Below are 20,071 nucleotides of genomic sequence, written 5' to 3' on the forward strand. Positions count from 1 at the left end.
GGTGCTGGGTGCTGGGTGCTGGGTGCTGGGTGCTGGGTGCTGGGTGCTGGGTGCTGGGTGCTGGGTGCTGGGTGCTGCAGCGATGGTCTCGCAGAGACTTCATGCCGTAAAATGCTTATTTGTCAAACTTCGATTCATTTCTGATATGGACATCGAGCATCGGCACATCGAGGTTTTCCGCGCAGTGATGCGGGCTGGCAGCGTGACCGGTGCGGCGGCCCTGCTCTTCAGCTCTCAGCCGACGATCAGCCGCGAGCTGGCGCGGCTGGAGCAGTTGCTCGGCTTTGCGCTGTTCGATCGGGTCCGCGGTCGTCTGCAGCCCACGGCCCGTGCGCTGGCCCTGCATGACGAAGTGCAGCGCGCCTGGACCGGGCTGGAAGCCGTCCGCGCCACCGCCCGCAGCCTCCGCGACCATGCCGGCGGGCAGCTCGCGATCGTCTGCGTGCCCGCCTTTGCGCAATCGCTGCTGCCCATGGCCTGTCGTCTGTTCGCGCAGACACATCCGGATGTCGCGGTCTCGATCACGCCGCAGGAATCACCCCTGCTAGAAGAATGGCTCAGCGCCCAGCGCTTCGATCTGGGCCTCACCGAGCAGGACAGCCCGCCGCCGGGCTGCGCGCTGGAACCGCTGCTGGCGGCTGACGAGGTCTGCGTGCTGCCCGAGGGGCATCCCCTGCTGTCGCGCGACACGCTGAGCCCGGCCGATTTCGCCGGTCAGCCCTTCATCAGCCTGGCCCCCGGTGACCCCTATCGGCGACAGCTTGACGCCTTGTTCCAGGCGCATGAGGTGCCGCGCCGCATGGCCATCGAAACGCAGACGGCCGCCTCGGTCTGCGCCCTGGTGCGCGAAGGCCTGGGCGTCGCGGTGATCAATCCGCTGAGCGCGCTCGAATACGCAGGACAGGGCATCGTGCTGCGGCGCTTCAGCGCGTCGATTCCGTTCCGCGTCAGTCTGGTCCTGCCGCAGTTCCGACCCTCCACACCGCTGGCGGCCGACTTCGCACAGGCGCTACACCGGGCCGCGAAAAGCCTGCTGGCACGGCTTCAAATCGCCGGCTGAACGCGGCCGAGCCGCTACAATGAGCGCTTTCCGCAAGCTCTGGAGTCATCGTGTCCGATCGCCTGAAAGTCCTGCCGCAATACCTGATGCCCAAGCAGTTCCTGACGGAGCTCGCCGGCCGGTTTGCCGGCAAGGCGCTCGGCAGCCGCACCACCGCCGTGATCCGCTGGTTCGTCGGTCGTTACAACGTGAATATGGCCGAAGCCGCGAACCCGGATATCGCCAGTTACGCGAGCTTCAATGATTTCTTCACCCGTGCCCTGAAGGAAGGTGCCCGCCCACTCGCAGGCAGCCGCCTGCTCTGCCCGGTGGATGGCGCGATCAGCCAGTTCGGCCGCATCGAGGGCGATCAGGTTTTCCAGGCCAAGGGCCACAGTTATTCCACCACCGCACTGGTCGGCGGCGACGCCGCCCTGGCAAAACAGTTCGAGAACGGCAGCTTTGCCACGCTCTACCTCTCGCCCCGCGACTATCACCGCATTCACATGCCGGCCGCCGGCCGACTCACCCGCATGATCCATGTGCCGGGCGAGCTCTTCTCGGTGAACCCGACCACCGCACGCGGCGTACCGGGACTCTTCGCCCGCAATGAACGCGTGGTCTGCGTGTTCGAGGGAGAGGCCGGTCCCTTCGTGCTGGTGCTGGTGGGCGCCACCATCGTCGGCAGCATGGCCACCGTGTGGCATGGGGTCGTCAATCCGCCGCGCGTGATGGATGTACGCGAATGGCGTTATGACGATCAGGAAATCCGGCTGGAAAAAGGCGCCGAGATGGGCCGCTTCCTGCTCGGCTCCACCGTGGTGATGCTCTTCCCGCAACCGGGCGTCGAATTCAATCCGGCCTGGCAAGCGGGGGCAGCCATCCGCATGGGCGAGGCCATGTCGGCCAGCTGAGGCTCACCGTCGCGAACACGGCGTCATACTCGCGTCCGGGCGGCATGCGCGGCCCGCAAGCCCCTCAGCACTTTCCCCAGCGCTTCCAGCTCGTCGGCCTGCATGCCGGCGAGCGCCTGCTCCAGCGCATCACAGTCCTGCCCCGTCTGCGCCGCCAGCCTCAGCAGCTCGAGCATCTGTTTGTATCGAAGATCCAGGACCAGGCCTCCCCAAACGAAAAAGGCCCGCCTCCTTGCGGAAGCGGGCCGGTCTGACTACAGCTGTGTGATCTGGCTCGTCACAGCGGGAATCAGAATTCCTTCATGATGCCGACCTTGACGGTGCGGCCATTTTCGAAGGTACGGGTCGCGGAGTTGAGCGCACCGGTGCCGTCATAACGCCAGCCCTTGTAGCCGCCGCCGTCCTTGTAGGAGTTCTTGGCGAGGCCGGCGTACACCTGAACGCTCTTGCTCAGGAAGTAGGAGCCGCCGAGCATGATGCCGCGACCTGCGAAACGGGTGGTACCCACACCGTTGGTGTGGGACACGCCCAGACCAACTTCAGCCTTGCCGTTGAAGTTGTAGGACACGACAAAGTTCGTGTTCTTGTCTTCATACGAAGTCATGCCGGTGCCGCTGGCTGCGCCGCCCGAGCCTTCCCAACCCTTGTAGGTGTTGTACTGGGCCGTCAGCTTGAGGTTCTTGTTGCCCGGCAGCGGACGCACGTTCACATAGTAGTGATTGAACACGTGCGAGCCGTTGTTGGCGCCGCCTTCAGAGGAGCGAGCACCCACCTTGGTCACGTCGATACCGTAGTCGGCCACGCCATCGAACAGTTCGCCTTCGTGACCGAGCACCACGACGTTGCCGGCATTCGTGCCCGCGGCATCGTTTGCGCCGGTCTTCTGGCCGTCACCGAATGCGAAGGAGGCCTTCACCAGACCCTCGTACGGGCCAACCTTCACGACCGGCGACCAGTAGGACGTATTGTTGCTGGTGAGCGAGCTTTCGCGCAGCTGGGACACGCCGAACTTGACCAGCTCGGTGTCCTTCGGGGTGACCATGTAGGGCTTCTCGGCCAGCTTGTAGTCGTTCGACATCAGGTTGGCCGTACCCCATTGCAGCGTACCGAAGGGGGTGCTGAAAGCCATGGCCTTCTTGTCGTTGGAGGCCAGGCCCGACTTGCCTTCGTGCACGTTGCCGAAGCGGATATCGTAATCGACGCGGATGTCATAACCCTTGGCGATGTTCTCGCGAGCGCCGATCGAAACACGGGAGGTCGAGTTGCAACCGTCGGTCTGTGCTTCGGTGGTCACGTTCTTGGCGGTGCGGGTGAAGGCGTAGCAGGCATCGAACTTGCCACCCAGGGTGACGGAAGTTTGCGCAAAGGCGGCGCCGGACATCAGACCAGTGACGGCCAGAGCGATCAGTTTCTTCTGCATGAGTTTATCTCCTGACATGAATGGGTGACTCTCTCTTCGAAGCCGGCTTCCTTGATGACATACACATAGCGCCTTTGCGCTTCTGTCATGCCGCCCGGCGGTCGTTGATCAGAGGTCAGGACGATTTGTACCGGTCGCTCCCTGGGGTCTCAATTTCGATATTGCCGAAAACCCGTTGTTAAATCCGCTCACGAATTTCGTAAGGCACTGATTGCGTAACGGGCTTTTTTTTCTTCGCCTGCCGGGCCTGCCGCGCAAAAAGGCCGGCAGCGCCCGGTTTTGTGTTGCTGGGGCACAACAGCCCCGCTCAGGCGAATTCCAGCGAGGCGGGTGCCGCACTCTGCGCAAACTCCACCGGCGACATGCCCAGCTCGCGCTTGAACACCACATGCATGTACTGCTGCGTACGGAAACCGCACTGGCGCGCGATTTCGGCCGTGCTCAGCTCGCGCCGCTGGAGCAGCAGCTTGGCCTGGGCGATGCGGCGATTGAGCAGTTCGTCATGCACGGTCACCCCGAGCTGGCTCAGGAAGGTGCGCTCCAGCGTGGCACGGGACACGCCCATGTAGTCCGCCACCTGCTGCGCCTTGATGCAGCGGCCCAGCTGGGCTTCGATGAAATCCATCGCACCACGCACCAGCGCGCTGGACTTGCTGCTGGTTGCGGCAAGCTGCAGCCCCTGCGGCGCTACGGCAAGATCGGCGGGCATTTCATCGGGCCGCACCATGCGCCGGCGCAGCATGTCGCAGGCCTTGCGGCCGATCTCCTCGCTGGCCTGCATGACGGAGGAAATCGTCAGCGGAGAGAGCGCCGCGGCCAGGGGATCATTGTCGATGCCGACCACCGCGATGTCGCGCGGCACACTGCGGCCCGCCGCGGCACACATCTGCAGCAGCTCGCGGGCGGTGGAATCATTGACCGCCACCACGCCGGTGCGCGGCGGCAATGACCGCAGCCATTCAACCGCACGCTCTTCATGCTGGCGGCTGTCGGACAGGCCACCGATCTGCACACCGGCAGAGGCCCCGGCCATGACCCGGAAGGCCTCGATGCGCTCACGCGCCCAGGGCATCGACTGGTAGCGCACCAGCGAAAAACAGGCGAGGCTGGTGAGGCCGTTCTCGCGCAGATGATTCACCGCGAGTTCGACCATCGCCGCGTTATTGGCACAGACCCGTGGTCTGGCCTTGCTCAGGCCGGCGCTCTCGGCGCTGCCGATGAACACCATCGGACAGGCCGGGGGCGACTCCATCAGCTGCTCGAGGCCAGGCGTCTCGACATCGGCGATGATGCCGTCGATGCGCTCGAATGACGCCGGTATCTTTCTGGCGACGCGGATGTGCCAGCCGAGTTCGCTGGCGTGCACGAAAGCACCGATACCGCGCATCACGTCGCGGTGGAAAGGCATGCTGCTGTCAAGGATCAGCAACACGCTGCGTGTACGTCTGCTTCTCATCAGTCTCCCCTGCGTATTTCTTGTTCAGGACCTTCAACAATCAAACTGCCTGCACGCGGCAGACACCTGCTGGCACGCGACCGGTCTCCCGGCCGGTCGCGCACCGCCGGATCAGAGCAACCAGAACGCAGCCATGGCCACCAGCGTGGGTGGCAGGGCGGCGCACAGCATCGGCAGCGCAGCCACGCTCTCATCGGCGAAATGACTGCGCAGGATCGACACCCCCGCCGGATTCGGCGCGTTGGCGATCACGGTCAGGCCACCGCCGGCAACCGCCCCGGCAACCAGTGCGTACTTGAAACCTTCGGACAGGCCGTCGACCAGCGAGCCCAGATAGGTCAGCGCGGCGTTGTCGGTGATGGCGGTCAGTGCCGTCGCGCCGAAGAACACGGCGTCCTGGCTCATGCTCATGAGCAGGGGACGCAGCCACCATTCCTGCAGACCGCCCAGCACCACCAGCCCGCTCAGGAAGAAAGCCACCAGCAGCGCCTCGTTGATCATCAGCCGGCTCTGATAGCGCTCATAGGCATGGGCAAAGCCGATGAAGGCCATCAGCAGGCCCATGCAGATCACCGGGTAGTGCGCGAAATAGACGGTGGCGGCGAGGAAGAACAGGTGCACCAGGGTGATACGCATCGGTACCGCCTCCGCTGCGGACTGCGCGTCCTTCATCGTCAGCCCGGCGAGTTCGCGGCGGAACATCCAGGTCAGCACGCTGGTGTTGCACAGCACGGCCACCGCGGCTTTCCAGCCGAAATGGCTCGCCATGTAGGCGGTGTCCCAGCCCCAGGCGCTCGCAACCATCAGCACTGGCGGTGCCGCATAGGAGGTAAGCACCCCGCCGATGGACACATTGACGAAGAGCACGCCGATGGTGGCGTACTTGAAACGTTCCGAGAGCCCGGCCGCATAGAAGCGGTCGCGCAGCATGAGCGCGGCTACGGTCATCGCGGCCGGCTCGGTGATGAAGGAGCCCAGCAGCGGCAGCAGACCGAGGCACAGCATGTAGAGCGCAATGCTGTCGGGCAGCGGGATGATGCGGGCGAGCCGCTTCACCAGGCTTGCCGCGAGCCCCATGATCGGCCTGCTCGCCGCGATCACCATGATCGCGAACACGAAGAGCGGCTCGACGAAGCTGCGGGAGGAAACGTAGTCGGTCGCGAACGACTTGCCGGCCACCGCGATCATCACCACGAAAAGGCCCATGGCCCACAGACCGAAGACGACCTCGACCTCGCCCAGCAGGTGGAAGAGGCCGGCGTGCGCCGGGTAACGGTGGGCCAGCCGCTCGAAGACGCGGGTGGAGAAGGTATGCACCAGCGCCAGACCGAACAGGACGGCTGCAATGATTTCAATCGTACCGGCGGTTGCCACGCGATTTCCTTTCGAATAAACGGGGCCAGAAGGCCTAAGCTGACCTGTGTGAAAAAAAAAAGTTCCGGCTATCCGGCCGGGACAGGACCTGCATCAAGCGCCCGCCGGCTTCCGCCGGCAGCGCTTTCCCCGTTCAGTCAGGCGGAGACACTTCCCGCCCGCTGCCGGAGATGACCTTGCCACATCCCGCACCGCCTGTTGCCGTGCAAAATCAAGCGATAACAAACCGACACACCGGCGCAACAGACTGACACAATCACGTCCGTGCACCCGCGGCCCGCGCCGCGCGGCCCTCACCCACGACCTCCACGCGCAGCCATGAAACTCTCCGTTCCCGACATCCTGCTCGCCGCCAAACAGAACGAGATCGACGAACTCCGCCGGCTCACCTCGCGCGCCCGCTTCGTCGGCCTGCTCGGCCACATGATCCACGTTCTTCAGGCCGAGCGCGGCGCCTCGAGTATTTATCTGGCATCCGCCGGCAAACGCTTCGAGGCCAACCGGCGCCACCTGATTGCTGAATCGGAGGCCGTCGAAAGCCTGCTCCGCGCCAGCTTCCAGGAGCAGCTCGACACCCCGCAGAACGGCCCCGCCCGGCAATACTCGCTGATGGCCTGGGTGCTGCTCGGGCTCGAATCCCTGCCCGAGCTGCGCAAGCGCATCGCCGAATTCTCGATCGACGCCGAAGCGGCGGTGACGGAGATCAGCCGCATCGTGGCCGGGCTGAGCGCACTGATTTTCGAGGTGGCCGACAGCGCGCTGAACCCCGCGATCTCACGCTCGCTGGTGGCACTGTTCAACTTCGTGCAGGGCAAGGAGCAAACCGGACAGGAGCGCGCAGTCGGTGCGCTGATCCTGGCCGCAGGCCTCTGCGAGCGCAAATACCAGCAACGCCTGCTCCACCTGATCGAGGCCCAGGAGCGCAGCTTCCAGGTCTTCAGCGAATTCGCCGGCGACGCCGCCCGCGCCCAGTGGCAGGCGATCCAGGAAACGCCCGAGATCATCCGCATCGAGCGGCTGCGCCGCATCCTGGCCAGCGCGCAGGATGGCGCCAGCATCGACGCCAACCTGATCAACGAGTGGTTCGACTGCTGCAGCGAACGCCTCGAGCGCATGTGGAAGATCCAGTGCAGTCTCGTCGATGGCCTGCTCGAGCATTGCAACGTGCTCATCGCCGAAGCCGAGCGCGACCTGCACGATTCCGAAGGCCTGCTCAAGGGGCTGATGGCCCATCCCCCGGCCAGCGCGGGCCAGGTCGAGCGGCTCTTCGACCCCGCCAGCCCGGCCTCGCGCGAGGGCGCCTTCATGCCCGGCGCACACCTCGGCAGCCATCCCGGCCAGGCGGTGATCGACATGCTGCAGGCCCAGTCAGACCGCTTGGCGCGCATGGAGAACGAGCTCGAAACCGCGCGCCGCTCGCTCAACGAACGCAAGCTCATCGAACGGGCCAAGGGCCTGCTCATGGCGCGCATGGGCATCGCCGAGGAAGCGGCCTATCGCATGCTGCGCCAGACCGCGATGGACCAGAACCGGCGCATCGTGGACGTGGCCGAGGCCGCACTCGCGCTGCCCGCCTTCATCGGCGGCGACGGCAGGCGGGGCAGCAGCCGGCCCTGAATGCGGCCTGCCGATCACCGGGACGGCGGCACGAAGAAGATGGCCGAGTCCGGACCGATCGGCCAGCCCGCCAGCGCCCAGACCAGGAAAAGCAAGGTCCAGCCGATCATGAACACGATCGAGAAGGGCAGCATCAGCGACACCAGCGAGCCGATACCGAAATCCTTCTGGTACTTGCGACCGATCACGATCACGAAAGCGAAGTAGGTCATCAGCGGCGTGATGATGTTGGTCGAGGAATCCCCGATCCGGTAGAGCATCTGGGTGGCAGCCGGGCTCACGTTCACCGTCATCAGCACCGGCACGAAGATCGGCGCCAGGATCGCCCACTTGGCCGAGGCCGAGCCCATGAACAGGTTGATCACGGCGGACAGCAGCACGAAGCCGGTGATCAGCAGCACGATGCCCGCCGTGCTCTGGTGCGGCAGCAGCTCCAGCAGCTGCGCACCCTTCATCGCGATCAGCACGCCGATGTTCGAGGCATTGAAATACGCCACGAACTGCGCCATGAAGAACACCAGGATCACGAAACTGGCCATGCCGCGCATCGACTCCTCCATCGTATGCACGAAGTCGACACCGCGCCGGATCCGGCCGACCGCCATGCCGTAGACGAGACCGGGAATCAGGAACAGGAAGAACAGCGCCGAGACGATCACCTCGGTTCCGAACAGCGGCGCATGGGTAAAGCCCACGCTGCCGTAACGCGCCATGATGGATGCATACTGCGCTTCGGGCAGCGAGGCCGTCGACAGCGTGCCCAGCAGTGGCAAACCGCTTTTGACCGGAAAGGCCATCCAGGCCAGCACCGCCACGCAGGCGAGAAACGCCAGGCCCGCCCGGCGCAGGCCGCGACGCTCGGCCTCGCTGAGCTCCTCGGCATGCTCTTCGGGCGTGGCCGCATCCGCCCTCCACACACCCAGGTGCGGCTCGATCACGCGCTCGACCACCCAGCTTCCCAGCACCACGATCAGCAGCGTGGAGGCCACCACGAAGTAGTAGTTCATGGTCGCGATGTTCATCGTCTCGCCGAAGTTCGTGCCGACCATGGCGTCGCCGGTTTTCGCGGCGGCCAGCGTGAATCCGCCCAGCAGCGGATCCAGCGTGGTGATGATCAGATTGGCGGAGAAACCGCCTGAGACCCCGGCAAACGCGGCGGCGAGCCCGGCCAGCGGATGTCGCTTCATGCCGAGAAACACCACTGCCCCCAGCGGCACCAGCACCAGGTAGCCGGCATCCGCCGCGATGTTGGACATCACGCCGGCAAACACCACGACCGGCGTGACCAGCCGTGCCGGCGCCGAGAGCACCAGCTTGCGCACTGCGGCCGCGATCAGCCCGCCCTGTTCGGCCACGCCAATCGCGATCATGATCACCATGACCATGCCGAAGGGTGCGAAGCCCACGAAGTTCGGCGTCAGGGTCTGGGTCAGATACTGCCAGCCATTGGCGTAAGTGCTCACCACCGCACCGGTGCGCGGGTTCTGCAGGCTGACCGGATCCTGCCCCAGCAGGTTGTTGATGGCGAAGCGCCCGGTCGGCGTTTCCGCCACCACGCCGAAGGCTGACAGGACTGCCGCCAGAACCAGCAGCCCTGCGACCAGCCCGATGAACATGATGGTGGGATGCGGCATGCGATTCCCGACCGACTCCACCAGCGCCAGGAAGCGCGGCATCAGCCCCCTGCTCCGCGCCTTCCCCTCCGCTTTGCCGGAAGCCGGCCCGGCCTGCCCGGCCACATTCACGCCCTCGTTCATGATCCCTCTCTCCTGCCGGAGCGCGTGCGCTGCGCAGCCTGCTGCAAGCGCGCACGATCCGTTAATGCGCAGCCGCTCGTGGCGCCGCTGCCGTGACTTGAAAGGGCCGAAGGGTAAAAGCACGGAACACTCCGGAACAACCCGGATCACGTCCTTGCCGGCTTCACCCCCGCGAGGGCATGACAGGCGCATCCTGCGGAAGACCTTGTTCGGAACGAGGCGATTCCCTGCCGTGAAGAGGCTTACGGGGGTCTCGGCACGCGCCCCGGCGAAGGCATTTCTGGTTGAATGCAGGAGTTGTTTTTAAACAACACTAGCAGCATCCTAGCAACATCAAAACGCCAAAAACGGCCTGAAAATCGCCAACAAAAAAATGTATTTCGAACAATACAAATCAAATACTCAACAAAAACCGAATCATCAGACAATTTTTTGCGAATTACCGAAGGCGTCGGAAAATCCTAAAGTGAGTGCACACCAGCCCCTGCAGACCGCCTCGGGCGGACTGCGACGGCCTCACTGCCGGAGGCGATGCGTGGGCCGTCCGGCTCAGTGGCGCTCCACGCAGCGAGCGGATCATCCGCCCTGTCCGGCAGCGCAAAAACGGTGCCACACGACCAAGGAGATCCTCATGAAAGCCGCCCTCGTCTGCCTCGTCCTGCTGACGCTGTTCGTACTGTTCAGCTGGTATTTCATCGTGCCCTATCTGGGATTCCTCCTGCTGGCCATGCCGGCGATGATCACCATTCTCGGCGCCCGCGAAATCTGGCGCGCCCTGCGCCCGCAGCTGGCCAGCGCCCCCCGCCCGCAGACCCTGCGCCCCCAGCACTGAGCCTCAGGGCGCGCTGGACGCTGCAGCCCACAGATGCGCCGCCACCAGCGCACGAAAGGGGGCGAATTGCGCGAGCCAGGCTTCGGCCTGCGCCGGCGTGACGGGCGCGGTTTCGCCCCGCAGGGCCTCGATACCGCGGCGCACGGCCACGTCGCCATGCAGCGAGGCATCCAGTGCGGCATAACCACGCAGGAGGGTGTACTGACGCGTCCACGGGCCAATGCCCCGAATGCCTCGAAGCAGCCCTTCGAAGACAATGTCATCAGGACTGGATTCCGATCCGGGCAGCACCAAGCCTCCTGAAGCCAGGGCGGTGGCGAGCTGTGCGAGGCAAGCGGCCTTGGCCGTCGAGAAGCCGCAGGCACGCAGCGCCGCCTCGCCGAGATCGGCCACCGCCTTCGCGTCCGGGTAACACGGCATGCCGTGCTCATTCACGGCGCCTGCCGCCAGAATCATTCTGCGGCGCAGGCTCAGCGCAGCGACCACGCTGATCTGCTGACCGGTGATCGCCCAGCTCAGCGCCTCGAATGGGGTGGCACTCTGCGGGATGCGCAGACCGCGCTGGCGCGCCAGCAGCGGCCCGAGCTGGGGGTGACCGGCAAAGCAGGATTCAAAGCGCGCCACCGGCTGGTCGAGCCCCAGCATGTGGGCCACACGGCGGCGCAGTGCGGCAGCATCCGGCAGGCTGCCTTCAAAGCGGACCGCGATGTGGCCGGGCCGAAATGCCAGCTGCAACCAGGCCGGCTGGCCGTGCCAGACAAAGGCTTTTTCCAGCCAGTCCGGCCCGGTCCGCTCCGCAATCTGCTGATTGTCCCGCGCATGAAAGGCCAGGAAACCCGAAAGCGGATAATCTGCCGGCAATGCAATGACAAAGTCATGCGAACTCATGTCCGCGAGGCCTTGCGGAAGGTGAGATTGATCCGGTAGCGGCCGGTGAGCGGATGCTCGCCTTCGCGCACCGGCAGCACCGCATGAAAGCGCAACCGTGCCGGTCCGCCCCATACAACCACATCGCCATGCACCAGCCCCACGCGCTGCTGGGGATCGCTGCGCCGCAATCCGCCGAAGAGGAAGGTGGCCGGCAGGCCGAGGGAGACCGACACGATGGGCGCAGACAGATCCGGCTCGTCCCGGTCCTGATGCAGCGAGAGTTTTGCACCCGGCCGGTAGCGGTTGATCAGGCAGGCGTCGGGGCTGAAATCCGGGAAGCCGGCTTCGGCAGCGCACGCAATCGCGAATCCGCGCAAGAGCTCCGGCATCGCAGGCCAGGCGCGCCCGGTCTGCGGATCGGTGACCGAGTAGCGATAGCCCCGTTCGTCGCTGACCCAGCCCAGCCGGCCGCAGCAGCTCATGTCGACCGACATCGGATAGCCGCCGGGTGTGGTCATGTTGCGGAACGGCGCCTGCGCGCTGACCCCGTCGATCAGCTCCAGGAACTCCGCTGCGCGCGCATGGGCGCGGCCACGCAGCACCCGCGCGCCCTCGGCGAGCACTTCGCTGCGCCCGAGGCTCGCGTCATGATCGGCGAAAAGGTCATCCATGCTCAGCGGCTTTCCGCCTCGCGATCGAGCAGCGCGCGCTTGCGCGCCACGCCCCAGCGGTAGCCCGACAGCCCGCCATCACTGCGCACCACACGATGGCAGGGAATCGCGACGGCGAGCGTGTTGGCCGCACAGGCGCCGGCAACGGCGCGCACTGCGGCGGGTGCGCCGATGCGCGCCGCCAGTTCGCTGTAGCTCAGCCTGCTGCCTGGCGGAATGTCACTCAGCGCCTGCCACACCCGCAGCTGAAAGGCCGTGCCGCGCAGGTCCAGCGGCAGATGGAGTCCGGTACCGGGCGCTTCGACAAAGCCGATGACCTGCGCCATCCAGTCCTCGAACCCGGGGTCGCCGCCGACCAGTTCGGCCTTCGGGAAGCGGGACTCCAGCTCGCGCAGCAGGGGCTCGGGCGCATCGCCCAGCGCAATTGCACACAGCCCGCGCTCACTGGCCGCAACCAGGATCGCCCCCAGCGCGCACTCGCCGAGTCCGAAGCGGATGCGGGTCTTCGCACCGCCGGCGCGGAATGCGCCAGGGGTCATGCCCAGCACACGGTCTGCCTCTTCGTAGAATCGGCTGCTGGCATTGTAGCCGGCGTGATAGATGGCCTCGCTCACGGCCATGCCCTCGCCCAGCGCCTCGCGCAGACGACCCGCGCGCAGACCGGCAGCCCAGGCATGCGGCGTGAGCCCGGTATGCTTTTTGAATACACGCAGGAAGTGATGCGGACTCAGTCCGGCCCGCTCAGCCAGCACAGCCAGCAGCAGCGGTGCATCCGCCGCAGCCATGCTGCGGCAGGCCGCCTCGACCAGAGCGACGTGCGGATCCACGCAGAGGCTTGCAGCAGGCCGGCAGCGCAGGCAGGCCCGGAAGCCGGCCGCCAGCGCAGCCTCGGGCGAGTCGAAAAAACAGGTGTTCTCGCGCCGCGGCCGGCGCGACGGGCAACCCGGCCGGCAGAACACGCCGGTGCTGCGCACCGCATACACGAAGCTGCCGGCGGCCTGCGCATCCCGCTGGCAGACGGCCGCCCAGCGGGCTTCTTCGGAGGACTGCGAAAGCTTCATGACACGCCCCGGACAGGAATGGGATGACTGCATTCTGGCCCGGTACGGCGTCCGGCGCACTCCGCTTCTTGCGACCGGATTCCCGCCCGGGCTAGAGACGCACCGGCCGGTTCGGCAGCTCGTCCGGATTCTGGCCACCGGCGGGAAAGTGCGTCTGCAACAGCGCACTGAGCGCCGAGACCGCCCGCAGCACACCCTCGAGTGGCTCGCCCGCCGCGAAACGCTGTACGGCGTCCTGCACGATGGCGTCCCACACCTGCTGTGCCACACGGCGGTGAATGCCGCGGTCGGCAATGATTTCGAGGCGTCGTTCCGCCATCAGCACATAGAGCAGCACGCCGGAATGCGCTTCGGTGTCCCACACGCCCTGCATCGCGAAATGCGTCAGCGCCAGGCTTCGGCTGTCAGGCACGCCGCGCAGTGCAGCAAGGCCGAGCCCGCCCTGAATCACCACCCGCAACTCGCCACGATGCAGGCGCTCGGATTCGCTGACCGCCGCCTCGATGCGCTCGAGCGCCTCGGCCGGAAAAGCCTTGCGCGCCTCGCGCTCGCCCTGCCACAGATGCTGCCAGAGTGTTGCGATGCCGCCCATCACCAGCCTCCCGAAGCGCCGCCGCCACCAAAACCGCCACCCCCACCGGAGAAACCGCCGCCGCTGCCGCCACCGGAGCCTCCGCCCCAGCCACCACCCCAACCGCCTCCCAGCGGGAAGCCGCCACCGTGGCGCAGCACCCGCGAGCCGCGGCTGCTGTACCAGGAGGACCGGTCGGACACGATGGAACCCAGTACAACGAGCACGATGAAACCCGCCACGATCAGGAAGCCAATGGGCAGCTCCTCCTCATCGCTGCGGCCGTGGGTGTCGGGCGGCGGCAGGGCTTCGGCGCCGATCTTCTCCGCGATGGCAATCACGCCGGCTGCTAGCCCGCCATGCGTCTGCGGCGGCGGCAAGGCTTCGGCGCCGATCTTCTCCGCGATGGCATTCACGCCTGCTGCTAGCCCGCCATGGAAATCGCCCTGCTTGAAGAAGGGAGTGATGGTGTCAGAGATGATGCGCTTGGCGATTGCATCCGGCAGTGCGCCTTCCAGACCGCGCCCAACCTCCAGGCGCAAGCGGCGATCCTGCAAGGCAACGATCAGGATCGCGCCGTCATCCACATCCTTGCGGCCCAGCTTCCAGGCATCCGCCACGCGAATCCCGAAAGCCTCGATGTCTTCCGGCTGCACCGTCGGCAGCAGCAGGATCGCGACCTGGCTGCCCCTGGTCTTCTCGATGGCTTCGAGCCGGGTGGCGAGATCCTGCTTCGCCTCGGCCGACAGCGCGCCGGTGAGATCGACCACCCGGCCGCTGAGCGGCGGCACCGCCACCTGTGCCTGCGCCAGGGCGGCAGCGCACAGCAGCAGGCATGACAGCAGGATGCGGCGCAGCATCGCTTACTTCTTGCCGCCGCCGAAATCCACCGCCGGCGCATTGCTGATCTGCGCCTCGTTCTCGACGGTGAAGCTGGCCTTGGGCTTCGCACCCGTAGCCATCGCCGTCAGATTGTTGGGGAAAGTGCGCACGCTGATGTTGTAGGTTTCCACCGCCTTGATGAAGCGGTTGCGCGCTACCGTGATGCGGTTCTCGGTGCCTTCGAGCTGGGCCTGGAGATCCCGGAAGCTCGCATCCGCCTTGAGGTTGGGATAGTTCTCGCTGACCACCAGCAGGCGCGAGAGCGCGCCCGAAAGATTGGCCTGGGCCTGCTGGAACTTCGCCATCGCCTCCGGATCATTGAGCAGCTCCGGCGTGACATTGATGCCGCCGACATTGGCCCGCGCCTCGGTCACCCGGGTCAGCACCTCCTTCTCGTGATCGGCATAGCCCTTGACCACGTTGACGAGGTTGGGCACCAGATCGGCCCGGCGCTTGTACTGGTTCAGCACCTCGGCCCAGGATGACTTGACGCCTTCGTCATTGATCTGGATTTCGTTGTAGCCGCAGCCGCTGAGCAGCGTCACGCACAGCGCAAGCAGGAAGGCACGGATCTTCATGGCTCTCTCCAAGGGGGTTCGTCAAGCTGCAGGGCTGGCCCTGCCGACTCCGCATTCTATGCGTGCCGCGTCCACAGGTGATGACGGTCTGTGTCGCTTTCAAGTCGCGGCCGACCGCGCGCACCTGCCCATGCCCCGCCCGGCCAGCGGATCAAACCCGCGCGGAGCCCGGCGAACACTGACCGGCCGCCATCGGACAAGCAGGCATTGCATGCAATCCTGCCAGCGCAATCACGCCACCTGAAAAATACAAAACCCGGCAAACCACTGAAATAAATATGAATTTCAAATACATACCGGGGCCGGACTTCGATTGCTATATTGCATGCAATCCGCCCAGGAAGCCGCCTCCATGCCCCGCTCCACCTCCCTGCCGCCTGCCTCGCGCGGCAGCCGCGCCAGTGAAATCTGCCAGCTGATCGCCGATGCGATTGCGCTGGGTGAATTAGCGCCGGGGCAGCATCTGGAGGAGGTGGCGCTGGCGACGCGCTTCGGCGTTTCGCGCACGCCCATCCGCGAGGCGCTGCGCCAGCTGGGCAGCATGGGGCTGATCGAGATGCGGCCCAATCGTGGCGCGGTCGTCGCGGCGATGACGCCGGAAATGCTCGACCATCTTTTCGAAGCGATCGGCGAGCTGGAAGCAAGCTGCGCCCGCCATGCCGCAGCCCGGATGAGCGAGGCCGAGCGCGAAGCACTGCGAGCGCTGCATGCGCACAGCCGTGAAGTCATGCAGCGCAACGATGTGCCGGCCTACGACCGCATCAATCTCGAACTCCATGCGCTGATCATCCGTGGCTCGCACAACCCGGTGCTGATCGAGACTGTCAGCGCGCTGCACAGCCGCGTGTCTTCCTTCCGCCGGGCGCAGTTCCGCAGCGCCGAGCGCATGGCCGAGTCCTACGCCGAGCATGCCGTCATCATCGAAGCGCTGCTTGCCCGCGATGCGCTCGGCGCCTGGCGCGAGATGCGTCATCACCTGCTTGCCGCCCGGCAGGCGAGCAGTCAGGTCGCGCCGGTCTGGGCACACACGCCTGAGCGCTGAATTTTCCATCCCCTCTCCCTGTACAAGAAAATGAAGTTCAAATTCGACTGGTTCATGAAAGGCATGGTGATCGCCGTGCTGATCGCCTTCCTCTGGCCCGAGCCTGGCGCGCGCGGTGGCTGGCTGCATCCCGAGCTGCTCAACAAGCTGGGCATCGCGATCGTGTTCTATCTCAACGGCCTCGCGCTCAGCATCGCCGCCATGCACGACGGCCTGAAGCGCTGGCGCGCCCACCTGCTGATCCAGGGGGCGACCTTCCTGATCTTTCCGCTGCTGGGCCTGGCGCTCATCTGGCTGTGCGGCGGCTTCGTGCCGGGCGATCTGCAGACCGGTTTCTTCTACCTCTGCGCGCTGCCCTCCACCGTGTCGTCTTCGGTGGCACTCACCGTCGCCGCGCGCGGCAATGTGCCGGTGGCGGTATTCAATGCCACGCTCTCCAGCCTGATCGGCGTGATCCTCACCCCGATGTGGGTGGCGCTGATTCTCGGCCACTCCGGTCAGAGTTTCGAAGTGTGGCCGGTAATCGTCGACCTGCTCGAGTGGCTGGTGCTGCCGCTGGTGGCGGGCCTGTGCTCGCGCCCGCTGCTCGCCGCCTGGGCCTCGCGCCACAAGAAGCGCCTGCAGATCGTGGACCGGCTCACGATCCTGATGCTGGTCTACACGTCCTTCGCCGATTCGGTGAAGGAAGGTATCTGGTCGAACTACGGCCCGCTGGTGCTGGTGGAGACCGTGCTGGGCTCGGCCCTTTTCTTCGCGCTGGTGTTCTGGATCATCCGCCTGATCGCGAAAGCCTTGAAGATGCCGATGGAAGAAGAAATCGCGGTCGTGTTCTGCGGCTCGAAGAAAACGCTCGCCTCGGGCGTGCCGATGGCCCACCTGATCTTCGGCGCCAACCCGGCGCTGGGCCTGATCCTGATGCCCATCATGATCTACCACCCGCTGCAACTCGCCATCGGCGGCGTGCTGGCACAGCGCTGGGCGGAGCGGGGGAAGACGCAGGGCTGAGTCCCGGGTGCTGGGTGCAGGGCGCGCAGAAGGATGCGCGTCTTGTAGGGCGCTCTGAGCAGAGCGAAGCGCGCCGAAGAAGCCGATCCCTGCGTCGTGCGTGCCACGAAATGGAGCCTGGCATGGTGAGCAACGCGGCGCAGGAGGCCGGCGTGCGGAGTGCGTGCCGCCTTGTCGCACGTTGCTGCTGCGGCGCGCTTCGCTTTGCTCAGAGCGCCCTACGGCAAGCCTTCTCCCGCGCCTTCGGCCATCGGGCTGCACACAGGCATCCTGAGTGCAACAAAGGGCAGCAGGTCGAAACAGTCCGGTATTGGGTGCTGGACACTGGCCGCGGACGCCACTCAGTCCTCGGCACTCTGCACCCAGTCCTTCGCTTTCCGCACTCAGTCCTGCAATGCCACCAGCATTGCCAGCGCGTCACGCGTGGACGCCACGTCATGCACACGCAGGATCGCCGCGCCATGCTGGGCTGCGAGCAGCGACGCGGCGGCGGTGGCGACGTCGCGGGCCTCCACCGGGCGGCCGGTAATTTCGCCGAGCATGGTCTTGCGCGACACGCCCACCAGCACCGGCATGCCTTGCGCCACGAACTGCGGCAGCGCGCGGAAGAGCGCCAGGTTGTGCGCCAGCGTCTTGCCGAAGCCGAAGCCGGGATCCAGCGAAATGCGCTCTGCCGGCACACCGGCGGCCTGCAGCACCACCACGCGCTCGCGCAGGAAAGTGTCCACGCTGCCGACCACATCGTCATATTGCGGGGCGCGCTGCATGTCGCGCGGCTGGCCCTGCATGTGCATGATGCACACGCCGGCATCGGTCGCGGCCACCGCTTCGACCGCACCCGGTTCGCGCAGCGCGTTGATATCGTTGATGATGCTGGCCCCCGCCGCGATCGCGGCCGCCATCACCTCGGGCTTGGTGGTATCCACCGAGACCGGCACATCGAAAGCCGTCAGCGCCCGCACCACCGGAATCACGCGAGCGAGTTCGTCGGCGAGCGTGGCGGGCACCGAGCCCGGCCGGGTGGACTCCCCGCCCACATCCAGAATCGCCGCGCCTTCCGCCAGCGCCAGCTCCGCGCGCCGCAGCGCAGCCTCCACCGAGCCATTCACGCCGTCGCCCGAAAAGGAATCCGGCGTCACATTGATGATGGCCATGATCGCCGGCCTGGCAAAGCTCAGCCGGTAGCGTCCGCATTGCCACACCGGCAAGGACGACGCGAAGGGAGACGGGGCGGCGGGGCTGGCAGACATGATTCGGATTCCGGGCTGTTCAACAGAGCCGGCCGCCTGAATATCGGAGACCGGACAAGGCCGCCATTGTAGGTCGGCCCGGAGGCCGCACGAAAGGCTGCGGGGCCACATGCCCCGACCGCTTCAAGAAGGGAAACAGGGCGTGGCCCGGCGCAGGGTCAGACTGCGCGGGCACTCAGGAAGCGCAGCGCCTGCGGAAAGTCCAGCATGCCGTCCGGCCCGGTCGCGCCGGTGACGGCCTGCATGAGCTCATGCTCGACAAGCTCCCGGTCTGCCGCACTCAGCAACTGCAGGTCGTACAGGTCGAGAAACCAGTCCCGGAGCTGCGCAGGCGCGAGTCGCAGCGGAAGATGGAGCTCCTCGATGACGAGCTCATCGAAGCCGGACGCGAAAACTTCGCGGATGCCCTCAGGACTTCGCAGGCGCCGATCGCCCAGGCGCAGCCCGGCAAACTGCGGCAGGCGACTGCGGCGGGACAGCGCTTCGAGGTAAGCGCTCAGCACCGGTGAGTCCGGTGGCATGGCACCCACCACCGCCGCAAACCGGCCGCCCGGACGCAGCACGCGACGCAGTTCGCGCATGACTTCGTCGAGCTCGTCCATCAGCATCAGGGCCATGTGGCAGAGCACGCAGTCGAAGACCCCGTCGGGATACGGCAGCGCCTGCGCCCGGCCCTGTTTCAGGTCTGCCTGGGCACCGAGTCGCGTGCGTGCCAGGGCGAGTTCAGCCGCGCTCATGTCGAGGCCGCTCAGCGCGAGACCAGGCTGTCGGCGAGCGGCCAGCAGCCCGAGCAGATGCCCCTCGCCACAGGCCAGGTCCAGCACCTCGATCGCTTGCGATGATGCGGGGACCACCTCCGTCAGCAGCGCATAGGACGAGTCCATCTCCTGCCCCCTGAAGACAAGCGGCAGACCACCGTAGGCCTTTGAAGTCAGCCCGGGCCGGGCCTCATGGAATGCCTGCAGAAAGGTTTCGGACAGCGAGGGCGCGGAAGACATGATTTCTCGGGAAGGTGAGTCAGGAAGGGATGACCGCGGGGCCGGCCGGTGCGATCCGGAAAACGCTGCATATTACGTCAGCATGACGGCCCCATCTCCTTCCCGCTCGCATCGGAATGCCGCTGCACGGCACGGGCCTGCGCATGCGGTGTCGGGGAAGACCGCTACCCGGCCTCCCCGGCACGCCCAATCCGTGCGTCAATGAAGGCCGTCGGGCCGGGCAAGGCCTGCAGGCCACACTTTTCCCGCAACATGGAGACCACGATGGAAGCACGGATCAGCATCATCACCCTCGGCGTATCGGATAGCGCCGCATCCACCGCCTTTTACCGCGATGGCCTGAAGCTGCCGCTGCTGGCGGACCAGAGCAACGAGACCATCTCCTTCTTCGAGGTCAATCGCGGTTCGCTCTGGCTGGCACTCTATCCCGCCCATCTGCTGGCCGAAGACGCCCGTGTCGCACCGGAGCGGACCGGCTTTCGCGGTTTCACGATTGCGCACAATCTGCGCAGCCCGGAGGAGGTCGACCAGATCTTCCGCGAAGCGCTGGCCGCAGGCGCTACGGCGGTGAAGTCGCCGGAGAAGGTCTTCTGGGGCGGCTACTCCGGCTACTTCGCCGACCCCGACGGCTTCCTCTGGGAAGTCGCCCACAATCCCTTCAGCTGGATCGAGTGAGAGAATGTGCGGGCGAGGCTGCCGGGCAGGCCTGTCGTGTTACGTCGGCCCGGATTCCT

The 20,071-nt window shown here is 65.9% G+C and carries 20 protein-coding genes; 7 read left to right on the forward strand and 13 right to left on the reverse strand.

The features are described from left to right. Window positions 1–1,060: LysR family transcriptional regulator (locus tag ABDB87_RS19000; RefSeq protein ID WP_345930041.1), on the forward strand; the 1,060-nt coding region annotated here is incomplete at its 5' end. Window positions 1,061–1,110: 50 nt separating this feature from the next. Beyond that, window positions 1,111–1,953 (forward strand): archaetidylserine decarboxylase, encoded by an 843-nt coding sequence (gene asd / locus ABDB87_RS19005; protein WP_345930043.1) that lies wholly within the window; start codon window positions 1,111–1,113, stop codon window positions 1,951–1,953. 23 nt (window positions 1,954–1,976) lie between these two features. Here asd and ABDB87_RS19010 read toward each other — a convergent pair whose 3' ends face one another. The 4 genes from ABDB87_RS19010 to ABDB87_RS19025 form a co-directional block, all read right to left on the reverse strand. Beyond that, the gene (locus tag ABDB87_RS19010; protein WP_345930045.1) at window positions 1,977–2,129 is read right to left on the reverse strand and encodes a hypothetical protein; all 153 of its coding nucleotides are present in this window, start codon (window positions 2,127–2,129) and stop codon (window positions 1,977–1,979) included. Window positions 2,130–2,242: 113 nt separating this feature from the next. Beyond that, complete coding sequence (locus ABDB87_RS19015) at window positions 2,243–3,373, reverse strand: porin (RefSeq protein WP_345930047.1); 1,131 nt, start codon at window positions 3,371–3,373, stop codon at window positions 2,243–2,245. A 307-nt stretch (window positions 3,374–3,680) separates the two neighbouring features. Further along, window positions 3,681–4,829: an AraC family transcriptional regulator gene (locus tag ABDB87_RS19020; protein ID WP_345930049.1), complete on the reverse strand. Its 1,149-nt coding sequence runs from the start codon at window positions 4,827–4,829 to the stop codon at window positions 3,681–3,683. A 111-nt stretch (window positions 4,830–4,940) separates the two neighbouring features. Further along, window positions 4,941–6,203, reverse strand: coding sequence for a putative Na+/H+ antiporter (locus ABDB87_RS19025; protein ID WP_345930051.1), 1,263 nt, complete (start codon window positions 6,201–6,203; stop codon window positions 4,941–4,943). Window positions 6,204–6,521: 318 nt separating this feature from the next. Here ABDB87_RS19025 and ABDB87_RS19030 point away from each other — a divergent pair, with 318 nt between their 5' ends. Further along, the gene (locus ABDB87_RS19030; RefSeq protein WP_345930053.1) at window positions 6,522–7,820 is read left to right on the forward strand and encodes a nitrate- and nitrite sensing domain-containing protein; all 1,299 of its coding nucleotides are present in this window, start codon (window positions 6,522–6,524) and stop codon (window positions 7,818–7,820) included. 14 nt (window positions 7,821–7,834) lie between these two features. On the opposite strand, the gene ABDB87_RS19035 is transcribed toward ABDB87_RS19030, so the two are convergent. Continuing rightward, entirely contained in the window at window positions 7,835–9,577 is a 1,743-nt protein-coding gene (locus tag ABDB87_RS19035) for an AbgT family transporter (protein WP_345930055.1), read from the reverse strand. Between the two features lie 631 nt (window positions 9,578–10,208). Between ABDB87_RS19035 and ABDB87_RS19040 the strand changes: the two genes are divergently transcribed. Next, a complete protein-coding gene (locus ABDB87_RS19040) occupies window positions 10,209–10,409 on the forward strand; it encodes a hypothetical protein (protein WP_345930057.1) in 201 nt (66 codons plus the stop codon). 3 nt (window positions 10,410–10,412) lie between these two features. Here ABDB87_RS19040 and ABDB87_RS19045 read toward each other — a convergent pair whose 3' ends face one another. The 6 genes from ABDB87_RS19045 to ABDB87_RS19070 form a co-directional block, all read right to left on the reverse strand. Continuing rightward, window positions 10,413–11,297, reverse strand: coding sequence for a DNA-3-methyladenine glycosylase family protein (locus ABDB87_RS19045; RefSeq protein ID WP_345930059.1), 885 nt, complete (start codon window positions 11,295–11,297; stop codon window positions 10,413–10,415). Next, window positions 11,294–11,950, reverse strand: coding sequence for a DNA oxidative demethylase AlkB (alkB, locus tag ABDB87_RS19050; RefSeq protein WP_345930061.1), 657 nt, complete (start codon window positions 11,948–11,950; stop codon window positions 11,294–11,296). The genes ABDB87_RS19045 and alkB overlap by 4 nt, the downstream gene beginning before the upstream one ends. A 2-nt stretch (window positions 11,951–11,952) precedes the next feature. Then, complete coding sequence (gene ada / locus ABDB87_RS19055; protein WP_345930063.1) at window positions 11,953–13,011, reverse strand: bifunctional DNA-binding transcriptional regulator/O6-methylguanine-DNA methyltransferase Ada; 1,059 nt, start codon at window positions 13,009–13,011, stop codon at window positions 11,953–11,955. A gap of 91 nt (window positions 13,012–13,102) precedes the next feature. Continuing rightward, window positions 13,103–13,603: a TPM domain-containing protein gene (locus tag ABDB87_RS19060; protein WP_345930065.1), complete on the reverse strand. Its 501-nt coding sequence runs from the start codon at window positions 13,601–13,603 to the stop codon at window positions 13,103–13,105. Continuing rightward, on the reverse strand, window positions 13,603–14,442 hold the full coding sequence (locus ABDB87_RS19065) for a TPM domain-containing protein (RefSeq protein WP_345930067.1): 840 nt from the start codon (window positions 14,440–14,442) through the stop codon (window positions 13,603–13,605). Before ABDB87_RS19065 ends, ABDB87_RS19060 begins: the two co-directional genes overlap by 1 nt. Window positions 14,443–14,445: 3 nt before the next feature. After that, window positions 14,446–15,042: a LemA family protein gene (locus ABDB87_RS19070; RefSeq protein WP_345930069.1), complete on the reverse strand. Its 597-nt coding sequence runs from the start codon at window positions 15,040–15,042 to the stop codon at window positions 14,446–14,448. A 352-nt stretch (window positions 15,043–15,394) separates the two neighbouring features. Here ABDB87_RS19070 and ABDB87_RS19075 point away from each other — a divergent pair, with 352 nt between their 5' ends. Both ABDB87_RS19075 and ABDB87_RS19080 read left to right on the forward strand, forming a co-directional pair. Beyond that, on the forward strand, window positions 15,395–16,084 hold the full coding sequence (locus ABDB87_RS19075; RefSeq protein ID WP_345930071.1) for a GntR family transcriptional regulator: 690 nt from the start codon (window positions 15,395–15,397) through the stop codon (window positions 16,082–16,084). Between the two features lie 30 nt (window positions 16,085–16,114). Further along, window positions 16,115–17,089, forward strand: coding sequence for a bile acid:sodium symporter family protein (locus ABDB87_RS19080; protein WP_345930073.1), 975 nt, complete (start codon window positions 16,115–16,117; stop codon window positions 17,087–17,089). Between the two features lie 383 nt (window positions 17,090–17,472). On the opposite strand, the gene folP is transcribed toward ABDB87_RS19080, so the two are convergent. Both folP and ABDB87_RS19090 read right to left on the reverse strand, forming a co-directional pair. Next, on the reverse strand, window positions 17,473–18,297 hold the full coding sequence (gene folP, locus ABDB87_RS19085; protein WP_345930165.1) for a dihydropteroate synthase: 825 nt from the start codon (window positions 18,295–18,297) through the stop codon (window positions 17,473–17,475). A gap of 200 nt (window positions 18,298–18,497) precedes the next feature. Beyond that, window positions 18,498–19,337, reverse strand: a complete 840-nt coding sequence (locus tag ABDB87_RS19090; protein ID WP_345930075.1) for a class I SAM-dependent methyltransferase — start codon at window positions 19,335–19,337, stop codon at window positions 18,498–18,500. Between the two features lie 264 nt (window positions 19,338–19,601). Between ABDB87_RS19090 and ABDB87_RS19095 the strand changes: the two genes are divergently transcribed. Beyond that, the gene (locus ABDB87_RS19095) at window positions 19,602–20,012 is read left to right on the forward strand and encodes a VOC family protein (RefSeq protein ID WP_345930077.1); all 411 of its coding nucleotides are present in this window, start codon (window positions 19,602–19,604) and stop codon (window positions 20,010–20,012) included. Window positions 20,013–20,071 lie beyond the last annotated feature (59 nt).

Origin of the sequence: Uliginosibacterium paludis, assembly GCF_039631355.1 — a bacterium.
GTDB lineage: Bacteria > Pseudomonadota > Gammaproteobacteria > Burkholderiales > Rhodocyclaceae > Uliginosibacterium > Uliginosibacterium paludis.